The organism is Pseudonocardia nematodicida, assembly GCF_040105385.1.
Classification (GTDB): Bacteria; Actinomycetota; Actinomycetes; order Mycobacteriales; family Pseudonocardiaceae; genus Pseudonocardia; species Pseudonocardia nematodicida.
The window spans coordinates 44,527-59,995 of sequence record NZ_JBEDNQ010000012.1 but is presented as its reverse complement, the minus strand read 5'-3'; the positions used below and the strand labels follow the sequence as shown (position 1 = coordinate 59,995).

Annotated in this window: 11 protein-coding genes; all 11 read left to right on the top strand. The window is 74.2% G+C overall.

Annotated elements, in window-relative coordinates; all coding sequences use genetic code 11:
- The first annotated feature begins 105 nt into the window (after positions 1 to 105).
- The 11 genes from WIS52_RS25445 to WIS52_RS25395 all read left to right on the top strand — a co-directional run bounded on the left by WIS52_RS25445 (position 106) and on the right by WIS52_RS25395 (position 15,422).
- On the top strand, positions 106 to 1,200 hold the full coding sequence (locus WIS52_RS25445) for a cupin domain-containing protein (protein WP_349300909.1): 1,095 nt from the start codon (positions 106 to 108) through the stop codon (positions 1,198 to 1,200).
- Complete coding sequence (locus WIS52_RS25440; RefSeq protein WP_349300908.1) at positions 1,197 to 2,012, top strand: fumarylacetoacetate hydrolase family protein; 816 nt, start codon at positions 1,197 to 1,199, stop codon at positions 2,010 to 2,012. Before WIS52_RS25445 ends, WIS52_RS25440 begins: the two co-directional genes overlap by 4 nt.
- 3 nt (positions 2,013 to 2,015) lie before the next feature.
- On the top strand, positions 2,016 to 3,611 hold the full coding sequence (locus tag WIS52_RS25435) for an FAD-dependent monooxygenase (protein ID WP_349300907.1): 1,596 nt from the start codon (positions 2,016 to 2,018) through the stop codon (positions 3,609 to 3,611).
- The gene (locus WIS52_RS25430) at positions 3,608 to 5,896 is read left to right on the top strand and encodes an acetate--CoA ligase family protein (protein ID WP_349300906.1); all 2,289 of its coding nucleotides are present in this window, start codon (positions 3,608 to 3,610) and stop codon (positions 5,894 to 5,896) included. The genes WIS52_RS25435 and WIS52_RS25430 overlap by 4 nt, the downstream gene beginning before the upstream one ends.
- Positions 5,877 to 7,544: a (2,3-dihydroxybenzoyl)adenylate synthase gene (locus WIS52_RS25425; RefSeq protein ID WP_349300905.1), complete on the top strand. Its 1,668-nt coding sequence runs from the start codon at positions 5,877 to 5,879 to the stop codon at positions 7,542 to 7,544. Before WIS52_RS25430 ends, WIS52_RS25425 begins: the two co-directional genes overlap by 20 nt.
- Positions 7,541 to 8,242: a maleylpyruvate isomerase family mycothiol-dependent enzyme gene (locus WIS52_RS25420; RefSeq protein WP_349300904.1), complete on the top strand. Its 702-nt coding sequence runs from the start codon at positions 7,541 to 7,543 to the stop codon at positions 8,240 to 8,242. The genes WIS52_RS25425 and WIS52_RS25420 overlap by 4 nt, the downstream gene beginning before the upstream one ends.
- 264 nt (positions 8,243 to 8,506) lie before the next feature.
- Positions 8,507 to 10,027, top strand: coding sequence for an ABC transporter substrate-binding protein (locus WIS52_RS25415; RefSeq protein ID WP_349300903.1), 1,521 nt, complete (start codon positions 8,507 to 8,509; stop codon positions 10,025 to 10,027).
- Between the two features lie 31 nt (positions 10,028 to 10,058).
- Positions 10,059 to 11,000 carry an ABC transporter permease gene (locus tag WIS52_RS25410; protein ID WP_349300902.1) on the top strand — a complete coding sequence of 314 codons (942 nt, stop codon included), beginning with the start codon at positions 10,059 to 10,061 and terminating at the stop codon, positions 10,998 to 11,000.
- On the top strand, positions 10,997 to 12,847 hold the full coding sequence (locus WIS52_RS25405) for a dipeptide/oligopeptide/nickel ABC transporter permease/ATP-binding protein (RefSeq protein ID WP_349300901.1): 1,851 nt from the start codon (positions 10,997 to 10,999) through the stop codon (positions 12,845 to 12,847). The genes WIS52_RS25410 and WIS52_RS25405 overlap by 4 nt, the downstream gene beginning before the upstream one ends.
- Positions 12,844 to 13,731 carry an ATP-binding cassette domain-containing protein gene (locus WIS52_RS25400; RefSeq protein ID WP_349300900.1) on the top strand — a complete coding sequence of 296 codons (888 nt, stop codon included), beginning with the start codon at positions 12,844 to 12,846 and terminating at the stop codon, positions 13,729 to 13,731. Before WIS52_RS25405 ends, WIS52_RS25400 begins: the two co-directional genes overlap by 4 nt.
- Positions 13,728 to 15,422, top strand: coding sequence for a sulfatase family protein (locus tag WIS52_RS25395; RefSeq protein ID WP_349300899.1), 1,695 nt, complete (start codon positions 13,728 to 13,730; stop codon positions 15,420 to 15,422). Before WIS52_RS25400 ends, WIS52_RS25395 begins: the two co-directional genes overlap by 4 nt.
- The last annotated feature ends 47 nt before the right edge of the window (positions 15,423 to 15,469 follow it).

Sequence of the window (15,469 nt, the reverse complement as noted above, 5' to 3'; positions counted from 1 at the left end):
ACGGTCGTCAATTAAGCGTTGTATGTTTCCGGTGTGCGGCCGCCACGGTGGCACCGCACGGCACCGCCGTCCCGCGACGGCCGCTCCGACGAAGGAGACGAGGGCATGACCTCCACCGTCCCGCAGGGAAGTACCGACATCACGCCCGAGGAACAGCGGCAGCTCGACGAGCTCTACGCCGCCTTCTCCGCCGCCCACATGACGCCACTGTGGACGCAGATCGGCGGGCTGATGCCGGTCACCCCGAAGTCCGACTCGGTGCCGATGCTCTGGCGCTGGTCGACCCTGCTGCCGCTGGCCGAGCGGGCCGGGGAGCTGGTGCCGGTCGGGCGCGGCGGGGAGCGGCGGGCGATCGCGCTGGCCAACCCGGGGCTGCCCGGCACCGCCTACGCCACCCCGACGCTGTGGGCCGCGATCCAGTACCTCGGCCCGCGCGAGGAGGCGCCCGCCCACCGGCACACCCAGACCGCGTTCCGGTTCGTCGTCGACGGCGAGGGCGTCTGGACCAACGTGGAGGGTGACCCGGTCGCGATGCGCCGGGGTGACCTGCTGCTCACCCCGGGCATGCACTTCCACGAGCACCACAACACCACCGACCGCCCGATGGCCTGGATCGACGGCCTGGACATCCCGCTGGTCCGCACGATCGACGCCGGGTTCTTCGAGTTCGGGCCGGACGAGCTGGCCACCAGGGAGACCCCGGCCGCCTCGCGCAACGAGCGGCTGTGGGGCCACCCCGGGCTGGCCCCGGTCGGCGCGCCGGCCCCGAAGGCGTCGCCGTTGATGGCCTACCGCTGGGAGCACACCGACGCGGCGCTGACCGCCCAGCTGGAGCTCGAGACCGAGGGGCACCCGGGCGTCGTGTCCCCGGGGCACGCGGTCGTCCGGTTCACCAACCCGGCGACGGCCGGGGACTGCCTGTCCACCATGCGCTGCGAGATGCACCGGCTGCGGCCGGGCACCTCGACCCCGCTGACCCGCACCGCCGGCTCCGCGGTCTGGCAGGTCTTCACCGGCTCCGGCGTCGTGACCGTCGGCGACGAGCGCTACGAGGTCGGCACGGGCGACCTGTTCTGCGTCCCCTCCTGGGCCGGCCTGGCGTTCGACACCGACACCGGGCTGGACGCCTTCCGCTTCTCCGACGAACCCGTGCTCGAGGCCCTGGGCCTGGGCCGCACCACCCGAGAGGACCGCGCGTGAAGCTCGCGACCATCCGCACCGGAACCGGAACCGCCGCCGTCCGCGTCGACGACGACGCGGCCGTCGAGCTCGGCGCGCCCGACCTGGGTGCGTTCCTGGCCCGGCCGGGCTGGAAGGCCGGGGCGGCCGCCGCCGACGGCCCGCGCCACGAGCTCGCCGGGCTCGACTACGCGCCGGTCGTGCCGCGTCCGGAGAAGGTGTTCTGCGTCGGGCTGAACTACCGCAGCCACATCCTGGAGATGGGCCGCGAGCTGCCGCAGTACCCGACGCTGTTCGCGAAGTTCGCCCGGGCGCTGGTCGGCGCGTACGACGACGTCGAGCTCCCGGCGGGCTCCGGGCAGGTGGACTGGGAGGCCGAGCTGGCCGTCGTGATCGGCACCGAGGTCCGGCACGCCACGCCCGAGCAGGCCGCCGCGGCGATCGCCGGCTACACCGTCGCCAACGACGTGACCGGCCGCGACTTCCAGTACCGCTCGGTGCAGTGGCTGCAGGGCAAGACCTTCGAGCGCAGCACCCCGGTCGGCCCGTGGCTGGTCGTCGACGGGGGCACGCCGGGGGAGATCTCCTGCGAGGTCGACGGCGACGTCGTCCAGAAGGCCGACACCGCCGACCTGGTGTTCTCGCCCGCCGACCTGGTCGCCTACATCTCCGGTCTGATCACGCTGGCCCCCGGCGACCTGATCCTCACCGGCACCCCGGGCGGGGTCGGGCACGCCCGCAAGCCCGCGCGCTACCTGTCCGCGGGTTCCCGGCTCCTCACGCGGGTCGAGGGACTGGGGGAGCAGCGCAACACCCTGGTCGCAGGGGGCTGAGCGATGCGCGTCGCCGTCGCGGGGGGCGGCCCCGGAGGGCTGTTCCTCGCCACCCTGCTCCGGCGGGCCGACCCGTCGATCGAGGTCACCGTCTTCGAGCGGAACCGGGCCGACGACACGTTCGGCTTCGGCGTGGTCTTCTCCGACCGGACCCTGGCCGGCATCCACGACGCCGACCCGGTGCTGCGCGAGGCACTCGACCGGCACGGCCGGCACTGGGACGACATCGAGGTACGGCTCAAGGGCGAGCGGCTGCGCTGTGGCGGCAACGGCATGGCGGCGATCGTGCGCGGCACGCTGCTGTCGCTGATGCAGGACCGGGCCCGCGAGGCCGGCGCCGAGCTGCGGTTCTCCACCGAGGTCGGGCTCGACGACCTGCGCGGCCACGACCTGGTCGTCGCCGCGGACGGGACCGGGTCACGGATCCGCGAGCAGTGCGGCGCGGACCTCGGCACCGAGGCCGAGACCGCGTCGGCGAAGTTCATCTGGTTCGGCACCGACTTCCTGTTCGACGGGCTGACGTTCGTGCACGAACGCGGCCCGCACGGGGTGTTCGCGGTGCACGGCTACCCGATCTCGGCGGAGGCGTCGACGTTCATCGTCGAGACCGACGAGCAGACCTGGCGCCGCGCCGGCCTCGACGGCTTCGACGTCACGCAGCCGCCCGGCGCGAGCGACCTGGTCAGCAAGGCCTACCTCGAGGAGCTGTTCGCCGGCCAGATCGCCGGCCGGGGGCTGCTGACCAACAACTCGCGCTGGGGCAACTTCCGCACCCGGCGCACCAAGCGCTGGCACGTCCCCGCCGCCGGCGGGACCCCGCCGATCGCGTTCCTCGGCGACGCGGTGCACACCGCGCACTTCTCGGTCGGCTCCGGCACCAAGATGGCGATGGAGGACGCGATCGCGCTGTCGGCCGCGCTCACCGGACGCTCCGGCGGGCTCGACGCGGCGCTCGCCGTCTACGAGGAGGCGGCCCGGCCGTCGGTGGAGCGGATCCAGGACTCCGCCCGGCCCAGCCTGGCCTGGTGGGAGCACTTCGGGCGCTACCACGACGCGTTCGAGCCCTGGCAGTTCGCCTACCACTTCCTGTCCCGCAGCATCACCGACTCCCGGATCGCCCGCCGCGCACCGGAGTTCGTCGCCGACAGCCACCGCGGCTGGACCGGCCTGCACGGCACCGAGCCGCTCGGCACGCCGTTCGAGCGGCACGGCTGGCGGTCCGAGGGCCGGCTCGCCGAGGTGCGGCAGCACGACGGGGTGCCCGTCGAGGTGACCGGCGCCGTGCCGCTGCCGCTGGGGGAGGCGGGGAGCGGTGCGTGGGGTGCGGTGCTCCGCGCCCCGGACGGCGAGGCGGGCCTGCCCGCTGCGGAGCAGCGGCTCGCGGAGCTCGCCGGGCTCGCCGAGCCGCCCGCGGTCGTCGTCGTGCACGGCGGGACCGCGCTGACCCGGACCCTGGTCTGCGAGCAGGCCCGGCTCGGTGCCGGGCTACCCGCGCTGCTGGTCGACCCGGACGCGGTCGCCGGGGACGAGGCCACCCGGGACCGCGCGCTGACGACCGTCCTGTCCGGACGGTCCGACCTGGTGGGGGTGCCGGCATGACGGCCACGGTTCCGGATCCGGCCGGCTCCACCACCGGCGCCCCGCAGCCGAGCGGTCCGGCGGGACCGCAGGTCCCGGCAGGCTCCGCCGAGGTGCCCGACGGAGCCTGCGCCGGCGGAGCCCCGGACCGGGCTGCCGGTGCGCCGGACCGGGCCGCCGGGGTCCCGGACCGGGCCGCCGGTGTACCGCGCCCGGCCGGCGACCGCGCCGGTGCCGGAGCCGCGCTCGCCCCACTGTTCGCGCCGCGCGGGATCGCCGTCGTCGGTGCCTCCCGCAGCCCCGGCAAGCTCGGCAACGCACTGACCCGCTCGCTCGACGGTTTCGCCGGCCGCGGCGGCCACCTCGCGCTCGTCAACCCACGCGACGAGACCATGCACCCGAGCGTCGCGGCCGCCGCCGCGACGGGCCCCGTCGACCTCGCGATGATCTGCGTGCCGGCCCAGGCGTGTCCCGCCGTGCTCGCCGAGGCGGCCGGGGCGGGCGCCCGCGCCGCGGTGATCTGCGGCGGCGGGTTCGCCGAGGCCGGCGGCGACGGCGTCGCGCTGCAGGCCGCGCTCGCCGGGATCGTCGCCGACACCGGCATCCGGCTGCTCGGCCCCAACACCAGCGGCTTCCTCGCCCCACCCGCCGGGCTCACCGCCAGCTTCGTGCCCGGCGTCGCGCAGGTCCGGCCCGGCCGGGTCGCCGTCGTCGCCGCCAGCGGCGGGGTCAACCACGCGCTGTCGTTCCTGCTCACCGAGGCCGGGCACGGGATCAGCCTCGCCGTCGGCATCGGCAACGGGGTCGACGTGACCGCCCCCGACGTGCTCGACCACCTCGCCGACGACCCGGACACCGCCGCCGTCGCGCTGCACGTCGAGTCGGTCGCCGACGGGCCCCGGCTGGCCGCGGCCCTCCGCCGGTGCGCCGCGGTGAAACCGGTGGTGGCGCTCGTCGTCGGCCGGCACGACGTCGGCGCGTTCGCCGCCTCGCACACCGGCGCGCTCGCGACCTCGTGGCGCACCACCCGGGCCGTGCTGGCGGCCGCCGGCGCGGTCCTGGTCGACGACGAGCGCGAGCTCGTCGACGCGGTCGGCGCGCTGTCGGTCACCCGGCTGCGGTCCACACCGGATGCCGGCGTCGGTGTGGTCACCGCGCAGGCCGGACCGGGGCTGCTGCTGCTCGACGACCTGCGCGGACGCCGGATGCGGATCCCGGACCTCGCGCCGGGCACCCGGGACGCGCTGTCGGCGCTGCTGCCGCCGCTGACCTACCAGGCCAACCCGGTCGACACCGGCCGTCCCGGCCCCGAGACCGGGCGGGTGCTGCGCGCCGTCGCCGACGACCCGGGCGTCGACCTGGTCGCCGGCTACGCGCTGTACGAGCCGGACGCCGTCGACCTCGTCGCCGCCGCCCGGGAGGGCCACCGCCCGGACGTGCCGGTCGTGCTCGGCGTCGGCGGGACCGGGGAGGCGGCCGTCGCGACCCGGCGGGCGCTGCTCGACGCCGGGATCGCCACCGCCGCCGACCCGCGCGGGGTCGCCGCGGCGGTCGGCGCGCTGGTGGCCGAGGCCCGGTCCCCGGCCGCGGAACCGGCCGCCCCGGCGGACGTCCCGGCCGGGATCACCGGACCGCACGACGAGGACCGGGCGAAGTCCCTGCTCGAGTCTCTCGGCATCGCGACCCCGGCGCGGCGGGTGTGTGCCGGTACCGACCGGGCCGCCGCGCACGCCGCGCTGGCCGAGCTCGGCGGACCGGTCGCGGTGAAGATCCTCGACGCCGCCGTGCTGCACAAGACCGAGATCGGCGGGGTGCACCTGGGCGTCACCGACCCGGCCGGCCTGGACGCCGCGCTGGAGCGGCTGTCCGCGGTCGGTGCGACCCGGCTCCTGGTCGAGGCCATGGCCCCGTCCGGTGTGGACCTCGTGCTCGGGGTCCGCCGCGACCCGGTGTTCGGCCCGATCCTGCTGCTGGGGCTGGGCGGGACGACGGCCGAGGCGCTCGCCGACGTCGCGATCCGCCCGGCCCCGCTGACCGCCGCCGACGCCGCCGCGATGCCCGCCGAGCTCGCCGGAGCCGCGCTGCTCGACGGCTGGCGCGGCGGCCCCGTCCTGGACCCGGCCGAGCTCGGCCGGGTCGCCGCGCGGCTCGGTGACCTGCTCGTCGCGAACCCCGGCCTGGACGAGATCGAGATCAACCCGCTCCGGCTGACCGACGGCGGCCTCGTCGCCCTCGACGCCGTCGTGCTCACCGCCGCGCACACCCCCGAGGACAGGGAGGCCGACGATGCCCACCCCGATCAGTGACCACACGACTCCCTGGCCGGCCGATACCGCGGCCCGGTACGTCGAGCGGGGCTACTGGGCCGGCGTCGGACTCGGTGATCTGCTCCGGGAGGTGGCCGACCGGACCCCGGACGCGCTCGCGCTGGTCGACCCGTTCGCCGGCCTGCGGCTGACCCACCGCGAGCTCACCGGGCGGGCCGGCGCCGCCGGCGCCCGGCTCCGCGAGCTCGGGCTGCGCCGCGGCGACCGGATCGTCGTGCAGCTCGGCAACGGCTACGAGTTCGCCGTGCTGCTGCTGGCCTGCCTGCGCACCGGGATCGTCCCGGTGATGGCGCTGCCCGCGCACCGCCGCGCCGAGCTCACCCACCTGGCCACCCACGCCGAGGCGACCGCGATCGCCGTCCCCGACCGGATCCGGGACTTCGACCACCAGCAGCTCGCGCACGACCTCGCCGACGAGGTGACCGGGAGCACCGGCGGCCCCTGGCACGTCCTCGTCGCGGGGACCGACGTCGCTCCCGGCGGCGTCGACCTGCGGGCGCTCTGCGGGCCCGGGCCCGCGGCGCCGGGCGACGGACCCGACCCGGGCGACGTCGCGGTGTTCCTGCTCTCCGGCGGCACCACCGGGCTGCCGAAGCTGATCGCCCGCACGCACGACGACTACGCCTACAACGCCCGCCGCAGCGCCGAGGTGTCCGGTGTGGACTCGGGCACGGTGTACCTGGTGAGCCTGCCCGCCGGGCACAACTTCCCGCTCGCCTGCCCGGGCATCCTCGGCACCCTGCTGGCCGGGGGCACGGTCGTCATGCTGCCCTCGCCCGAACCGGTCCGGGCCTTCGCCACCATCGCCGCCGAGCGGGTCACGCACACCGCCGTCGTCCCGGCCGTCGCCGGGCGGTGGCTGGACCACGCGGCCGAGCACGGCGCGGGCGAGCTCGCCCCGCTGCGGGTGCTGCAGGTCGGCGGGGCCCGGCTGGCCGACGAGCTGGCCCGCCGGGTCCGCCCGGTGCTCGGCGCCACGCTGCAGCAGGTCTTCGGGATGGCCGAGGGCCTGCTCAACTACACCCGGCTCGACGACCCGGACGACGTCGTGTGCGGCACCCAGGGCCGTCCGATGTGTCCCGACGACGAGGTCCGCCTCGTCGACGAGACCGGCGACGACGTGGTCGAGGGCGAGCCCGGCTCGCTGCTCACCCGCGGCCCGTACACCCCGCGCGGCTACTACAAGGCCGCCGAGCAGAACGCCCGCGCCTTCACCGACGACGGCTGGTACCGCTCCGGCGACATCTGCCGGCGCACCCCGGAGGGGAACCTGGTCGTCGAGGGCCGGGACAAGGACATGATCAACCGGGGTGGCGAGAAGATCTCCGCGGAGCTGGTCGAGAACCTCGTCTACCAGCTGCCCGCCGTGGCCCAGGTCGCCGCGGTGGCGATGCCGGACCCCGAGCTCGGCGAGCGGGTGTGTGTCTACGTCGTCGCCCGATCCGGCACCGTGGTCACCCTGGCGGAGATCCGGACGGCGATGGAGGCCGCCGGGGTCGCCCGGTACACGCTGCCGGAACGGCTGGTGCTGGTCGACGAGATCCCGGCCACCAAGGTAGGCAAGATCGACAAGAAGCTGCTGCGCGCGGACATCGCGGCGCGGATGGAAGCGGAGGTCCCGGCGTGACCACCCGGCACGACACGACGGCGACGCTGCCCTGGATGCGCGCGGGCACCACGCACCTGCTCGCCGTCGTCGAGAAGCTGTCCGACGACGAGCTCACCGCTCCGAGCACGCTGCCCGGCTGGACCCGGGCGCACGTGATCGGGCACGTGGCCCGCAACGCCGAGGCTCTGGGGCGGCTCACCGCCTGGGCGCGGACCGGCGTCGAGACCCCGATGTACGCCGACCCGGCGCAGCGGGCCGCGGAGATCGAGGAGTCGGCCGGCCGGCCGCCGTCGACGCTGCGCGCCGAGCTGGCCGCTACCGCCGCCGACCTCGACGACGCCCTGTCCGGGCTCACCGGCGACCAGTGGCGGGCCGGGGTGCGCAGCGCGCTCGGCCGTGCCATCCCGGCCGCCGAGCTGCCGTGGATGCGCATCCGCGAGGTCTGGCTGCACGCCGTCGACCTCGGCACCGGCGCGTCGGTGGAGGACCTGCCCGCCGGCGTCGTCGACCTGCTGCTCGACGACGTCACCGGCGCGCTGTCCGGGAAGGACGGCTGCCCGGCGCTGACGCTGGCCCCGGACGACCGGGACCGCACCTGGACCCTCGGGGTGGGGGAGGCGACACACCGGGAGAGCGGTCCTGCCGCCGGGCTCGCCGGGTGGCTCACCGGGCGGCTGGCCGCCGGGGAGCGCCCCGCCCTGCCGCGCTGGCTGTGACACCCCGGTACCGCCGATCGGACTGATCCACCGGACTCCCGACTCCGGCATTCCGGGCGTACCCGCCCGGAATCCGGCGGGTATCCGTGGTTTCATTGTTGCGTCACGCAATATTGCTGTTCGAACGGTCTCGCCCCCCTTGCAACTCGTGGCAACACATTGGTGTGAGTCGCCCCCTCGTGTCGTAATCCATGCACGCGCATTCGCGAGGATGCGCAGGTCGCGGGCCCCCGAGCCCTCAGCAACCACACGAGGTTTTTGACGATGAAGTCAGGCCGCAGGATTCTTTCTGCAGTTCTCGCCGTCGCCGGGCTGCTCATGGCATCCGGCTGTGCCGCAGCCGGCGCGTCCACCGCGCCGCCCGGCGTCCTGAACATCGGAATCGTCCAGGATGTCATCACCTGGGACGTCGGACAGGGTCACAACGGACACCGGCTGGTCGCGTTCCAGCCCGCCTACGACACCCTGATCCGCCGCGAGCCCGACGGCACACTCGTCCCGATGCTCGCGACCGCGTGGGACTACACCGACGCCGGCCGGACGACGATGGAACTGGAGATCCGCGACGGCGTCACCTTCAGCGACGGCGCCGCGCTGGACGCCGAGGCGGTCAAGGCGAACATGGAGCACTTCCGCACCGCGAACGGCCCGCAGGCCGTCCAGCTCGCCGACGTCGCCGAGGTGCGGGTCACCGGACCGCAGCGTCTCGAGGTCGAGCTCGAGCGGCCGAACCCGGCGCTGGAGTTCTACCTCAGCCAGGCCGCGGGCATGATGGCCAGCCCGGAGGCGCTGGGGAAGCCCGAGACCGACCGCACCCCGGTCGGCTCCGGTCCCTACGTGATGGACCCCGCCCGATCGGTGGCCGGCGACCGCTACGTATTTCGGGCCCGGCCCGACTACTGGTCGCCGGACCTGCAGCAATGGGACGAGATCGTGCTCAAGGTCCTGAGCGACTCGACGGCGCGGGTCAACGCGCTGATCTCGGGACAGATCGACGCGACCCAGCTCATCCCGCGCAACACCGCCCAGGCGGAGAACGCGGGCCGCGAGATCGTGAACTGGGACGCCAACTGGGCGGGCCTCCTGCTGCTCGACCGGGACGGCGCCGTCGCACCGGAGCTGGCCGACGTACGGGTCCGCCAGGCGATCAACATGGCCTTCGACCGGCAGGTCGCCGTGGACGGCGTGCTCAACGGGTACGGCACCCCGACCAGCCAGGTGTTCGGCGAGGCGAGCACGGCCTACGACCCCGCGCTCGACGACTACTACCCCTACGACCCGCAGCGGGCCCGCGAGCTACTCGCCGAGGCCGGCTACCCCGACGGCTTCACCATGACGCTGCCGCTGCCGGCCAGCATGAACGAGAACATCCCGTTCATCGCCCAGCCGCTCGCCGACATCGGGATCACCGCCCGGATCACGACGGTGCCGCCACAGAACTCCCAGGCCGAGCTCGGTAGCGCCCGGTACCCGGCGGCCTACTTCCAGATCTTCCAGGGGCCGACCTGGGTCGCGGTCGAGCAGCTGCTGGTGCCGGAGACGCTCTACAACCCGTTCCGCTCCGAGGACCCCGAGCTGACCGCGATCCTGGACCGGATCCGCACCGCCGACCCGGACGACGTGGAAGCCCCCCGGGAGATGGCCCGCTACGTGACCGAGCAGGCCTGGTTCGCCCCGTGGGCCCGGATGGGCGTCACCAACGCGGTCGACCCCGACAAGGTGCGGATGGAGCCGCAGATCGGCCAGGCCGTCCCGTCGATCTACAACTACCACCCGGTCGGCTGAGCGCCGCCCTCGACATCTCTCGGAGGCTGCCGTGCTGCCCTTCCTGATCCGCCGGCTCGCGTCGGGTGCGGTCGTGCTCGTCGCCGTCTGCTGCCTGGCGTTCCTGCTGCTGTTCTTCTCCACCGACGACGTCGCCGTCAACATCCTCGGGGAGCAGGCGACCCCCGAACAGATCGCCGCCAAGAACGCCGAGCTCGGCCTCGACCAACCGCTGCTGCAGCGACTCGCCGACTGGTGGGTGGCGGTCCTGAGCGGTGACTTCGGATCGTCCTGGTTCAACAACGAGACGGTGGTCGGCGCCCTCGCCGCCCGGCTGCCCGTCACACTCACCGTGGTGGCCGTGGCGATCCTCGCGATCGGCGTACTCGCCACGACGCTCGGCATGACCGCCGCGGTCCGGCGCGGCTGGGCCGACCGCGCCGTGCAGACCGGCGCCGCCATCGGCGACGCCCTGCCCAGCTTCATGATCGGCCTGATCCTGGTCAGCATCTTCGTCGTCGCGCTGCCCTGGTTCCCCGCCGTGAGCGTCATCGCGCCGGGGTCCGGGGTGAGCGCGTGGGTGGCCTCGCTGACGCTGCCGATGATCGCGCTGCTGATCAACGGTGTGGCCGCGTCGGCCCAGCAGGTCCGCGGTGCGGTGCTCACCCAGCTCTCCCGTGACCACGTGCGCACCCTGCGCAGCCGCGGCCTGCCCGAACGGGAGATCCTCTTCCGGCACGTGCTGCGCAGCGCCGCCCCGGCCGGGCTGACCGTGCTGAGCCTGCAGTTCATCGGGATGCTCAGCGCCGTCGTCGTGCTGGAACAGGTCTTCGCGCTCCCCGGGGTCGGAACGCTCGCCGTCCAGGCGACCACCACCGGCGACCTCCCGCTGGTCATGGGGGTCGTGGCCTACACGACGGTGATCGTCGTCGTCGTCAACCTGCTCGTCGACCTGGCCAACGGCTGGCTCAACCCGAAGGTGCGTGTCGCATGAGCGAGCACTCGATCTCGTCCGTCCCGCCCACGCCGACCGGTCCGGCCCCGCGACGCCGCGGTGGCGAGACACTGCGGCGCCTGCTGGGCAACCCGCTGGGGCTGACGGCCGTCGTCCTCCTGGGCGTGATCGCCGTGGCCGTCCTGCTCGCGGACGTGATCGCCCCGTTCGATCCGAACTACGCCGACATCCGCAACATCCTGTCCACTCCGGATCTCGAACATCCACTGGGGACCGACGGCGGTGGTCGCGACATCCTGAGCCGTCTGCTCGTCGGCGGGCAGACGACGCTGCTCGCAGCGCTGCTGTGCGCCGGCGTCGCGATCGTGGTCGGGCTGCCCACCGGGATGCTCGCCGGCTACTACGGCGGGCTCGTCGACGGGGCGGGCGCCTGGGTCACCAACATCGTCCTCGCGCTGCCGGGCATGATCGTGCTGCTGGCCGTGAGGGCCGCGGTCGGGCCGTCGGTCTGGGTGTCGATGATCGCGTTCGGGCTCATCCTGTCGCCCGGGTTCTTCCGCCTGGCCCGCACCGCCGTGCGGTCCGTGCGCAGCGAGCTCTACATCGACGCCGCCAAGGTCTCGGGGCTGTCCGACGCGCGCATCCTGCGGCGGCACGTGCTCTCGGTCGTCCGTGCCCCGCTGATCATCCAGGGCGCGCTGGTGTGCGGTGTGGCGATCGCCGTCCAGTCCGGGCTGGAGTTCCTGGGCCTCGGCGACTCGGCCGTACCCACCTGGGGTGTGATGCTCAACGAGGGCTTCCGCAGCATGTACGACGCCCCGCTCAACCTCTTCTTCCCGGTGCTGGCGATCGCACTGGCCACCAGCGCCCTGGTGCTGCTCGGCAACGCGCTGCGCGACGCGCTGGACGACCCGACCGGGCCGGGGTCCGGTGGCGCCCGTGCCGCCGCGGCGGCCGCGGTCGCCGAGCGGCGCCGCGCCGGAGCGGACGAGCCGGACAGCTCCACCGGTGGTCACCTGCTCGAGGTACGTGATCTGCGGGTCGGGTACCCGCAGGCGGACGGAACGGTCAAGGAGGTCGTCTCGGGGGTCTCGCTGACGCTCGACCGCGGCGAGGTGCTCGGCGTGGTCGGCGAGTCCGGCTCGGGCAAGTCCCAGACCGCGTTCTCGGTCCTCGGCCTGCTGCCGGGAGACGCCCTGATCACCGGCGGGACGATCCGGATCGACGACGCCCACACGGTCGCCCCCGGCGACACGGCCGTCGACCAGGCACGGCTGCGCCCCTTGCGCGGCAAGCGCATCGGCTACATCCCGCAGGAGCCCATGAGCAACCTGGACCCGGCCTTCAGCATCGGCTACCAGCTGGTCCGACCCATGACGCACCTGCTCGGGATCTCCCGCGAGGAGGCCGGACGCCGGGCCGAGGACCTCCTGCGCAGCGTCGGGATCACCGACCCGGCGCGGGTCATGCGGTCCTTCCCGCACGAGGTGTCCGGTGGCATGGCCCAGCGGGTCCTGATCGCCGGTGCGATCTCGTGCGAGCCGGACCTGGTGATCGCCGACGAGCCGACCACCGCGCTGGACGTGACCGTCCAGGCCGAGGTCCTCGACGTCCTGCGCGACCTGCAGGCACGGATGGGGCTGGCGGTCCTGCTCGTCACCCACAACTTCGGCGTGGTCGCCGACCTGTGCGACCGGGTCGTGGTCATGCGGGAAGGCTCCGTGGTCGAGCAGGGCGAGGTCCGCTCGATCCTGCGTGAGCCGCAGGAGGACTACACGCGGACGCTGCTCGACGCGATGCTCGCCGACAAGCCGGGCCGTGCCAAGGCGCTCGCCGCACCGGCCACCCCGAACCCGTCGGGGGAGAACCTGGAGACGACACGATGACCGGCACCATCAGCGACGCCCAGCCCGCCGGCACCGCGGGTGCACCGAGCGACCAGGCGGCCGGATCCGCGCTGCTCGCTGTCGAGGACCTCGTCGTGGAGTTCCGGGCGAAGCGGTTCGGCCGCACGTTCCGGGCCCTGCACGGGGTCTCGCTGCACGTCGGAGCGGGCGAGACGCTCGGGCTGGTCGGCGAGTCCGGATCGGGCAAGAGCACGATCGGCCGCGCGGTCCTCGGCCTGGCCCCGGTGACCGAGGGCCGGATCCGGTTCGACGGCCAGGACATCGCGGCCGCGAACCGGTCGACCCGCAAGGCGCTGAGCCGGGACCTGCAGGTCGTGTTCCAGGATCCCTACAGCTCGCTCAACCCCGCGCGGACCGTGGGCGACACGCTCTCCGAGCCGTTGCTGGTCCAGGGGATCGACGGCGCGGAGGCCCGCTCCCGGATCTCGACGCTGCTCGACCGGGTGCACCTCCCGCAGGACGCGATGCACCGGATGCCCCGCGAGTTCTCCGGCGGGCAGCGCCAGCGGATCGCCATCGCCCGGGCGCTGGCCCTGCGCCCCAAGCTGATCGTCTGCGACGAGCCGGTCAGCGCACTGGACCTGTCGACCCAGGCCCGGGTGCTCGACCTGTTCCTGGAGCTGCAGGAGACCACCGGGGTCTCGTACCTGTTCGTCTCGCACGACCTCGACGTCGTGCGGGTGGTCAGCCACCGGGTCGCGGTGCTCTATCGGGGAGAGCTGGTCGAGCAGGGCGATGCCGAGCAGGTCACCCGGGATCCCCGGCACGAGTACACGCGCAGGTTGCTGCTCGCCTCACCGGTGCCGGACCCGGACCGGCAGGCCGAGCGGCGCGCGCAGCGACGGGAGGCCGCGGCCCGGTGACCGCACCGCGGGCCGCGACGGGGCGGCCGAACATCCTGTGGATCTCCACCCACGACATCAACCCGCATCTGAGTTGCTACGCCGGGGTGCACCCGGGTGCGGAGCAGGCCCGCACACCGCACCTGGACCGGCTGGCGTCGGAGGGGATGCGGTTCGACCGCGCCTTCGCCGCCGCGCCGGTGTGCGGCCCGTCCCGCTCGGCGATCATGACGGGCTGCCACCCGGCCGCGATCGGGACGATGCACATGCGCACCAAGGCGGTGCTGCCCCCGGACGTACGGCTGTTCACCGAGTACCTCCGCGAAGCCGGCTACCACGCCACGAACAACCGGTTCACCGACTTCCAGACCTCGGTGCCCGCGTCGGCGTTCGATGACTGCTCCGCGACCGCGCACTGGCGTGACCGGCCGAGTACGGACACCCCCTTCTTCGCCGCGTTCCACGGGCTGGTCACCCACGAGTCGCAGCTCTACGGTGACGACGACGAGTTCGCCGCGCGGATCCCGCACGTCGCCCCGCACGAGCGGCATGATCCGGCCGGGGTCGAGCTGCCGCCGTACCACCCGGACACGCCGGCGTTCCGCACCGCGTGGGCCCGCTACCACGATCTGATCACCGAGATGGACCACCAGGTCGGTGAGCTGCTTGCCCAGCTCGACGAGGACGGGCTGACCGACTCGACGATCGTGGTGTTCTGGAGCGACCACGGCCTGGGCATGCCCCGGGCGAAGCGCTGGCTCAACGACTCCGGACTGCACGTGCCGCTCGTCGTGCGCTGGCCCGGGCGGGTGCCGGCCGGGTCGGTGCACACCGACCCGGTGCACCTGATGGACCTCGCCCCGACGATGCTGGAGGTCTGCGGGGTCGACGTGCCGGCGTCGATGCACGGCGTCCCGCTGCTCACCCGGGACGGGACCGTGGTCGAGCACCCGCACGACTACGTGTTCGCCGGCCGGGACCGCTTGATCGAGATCGAGGACCGCAGCCGCAGCGCCCGCGACGACCGCTACCGGTACGTCCGCCACTTCCACCCCGACCGCTCGCCGATGCCGCACTGCGAGTACACCGACGCCCTCGACACCTGGCGGGACCTGCGGCGGCTGGCGTCCGCGGAGGCCGCCCAGCGGGCCGTCGGCGAGCCCCGCAGCCTGCTCACGCCCGGGCAGCGGGTCGTCGTGGCCCAGCACAAGCCCGCCGCGGAGGAGCTCTACGACCTCGCCGAGGATCCGCACGAGCTGCACAACCTGGCCTCCGATCCCGCGCACGGTGGCACGCTCGCCCGGTTCCGGGCGGCCGTCGAGGGGTGGCTGGAAGCCTGTGGCGATCTCGCCGAGCAGGACGAGGACGACCTCGCCGCGTCGTGGCGGCCGTGGGGCCGCTGGGAGGTCGTCGAGCCGCCGGCACCGGGCGCGGGCGGTGCGCTGGTCTCCGCGACTCCCGGCGCCCGGGTCGTGTGGACAGTCGACCAGCCGGTGGACGGCGCTGCGGCACCGAACAGCGCCGTCGAGGAGGCCGTCGGCATGCCCGCGCAGGACGGCCGCCACTGGCTCCTGCTCTGCGCCGCGACCCCGCCGCCGGAGGACGTCCCGGTGTGGCTGAAGGCCTGCCGTCCCGGGTTCCGGGACAGTGTCGAGATCGTGAGCGGCGCGCCGGCCGGGAGCGCAGCGGCTCCGTCGCGCGGTGGCGGATGAACGACTGTGGGTGATCACCGGTTCCGGAGCGGAGCGTTCGCCAGGCG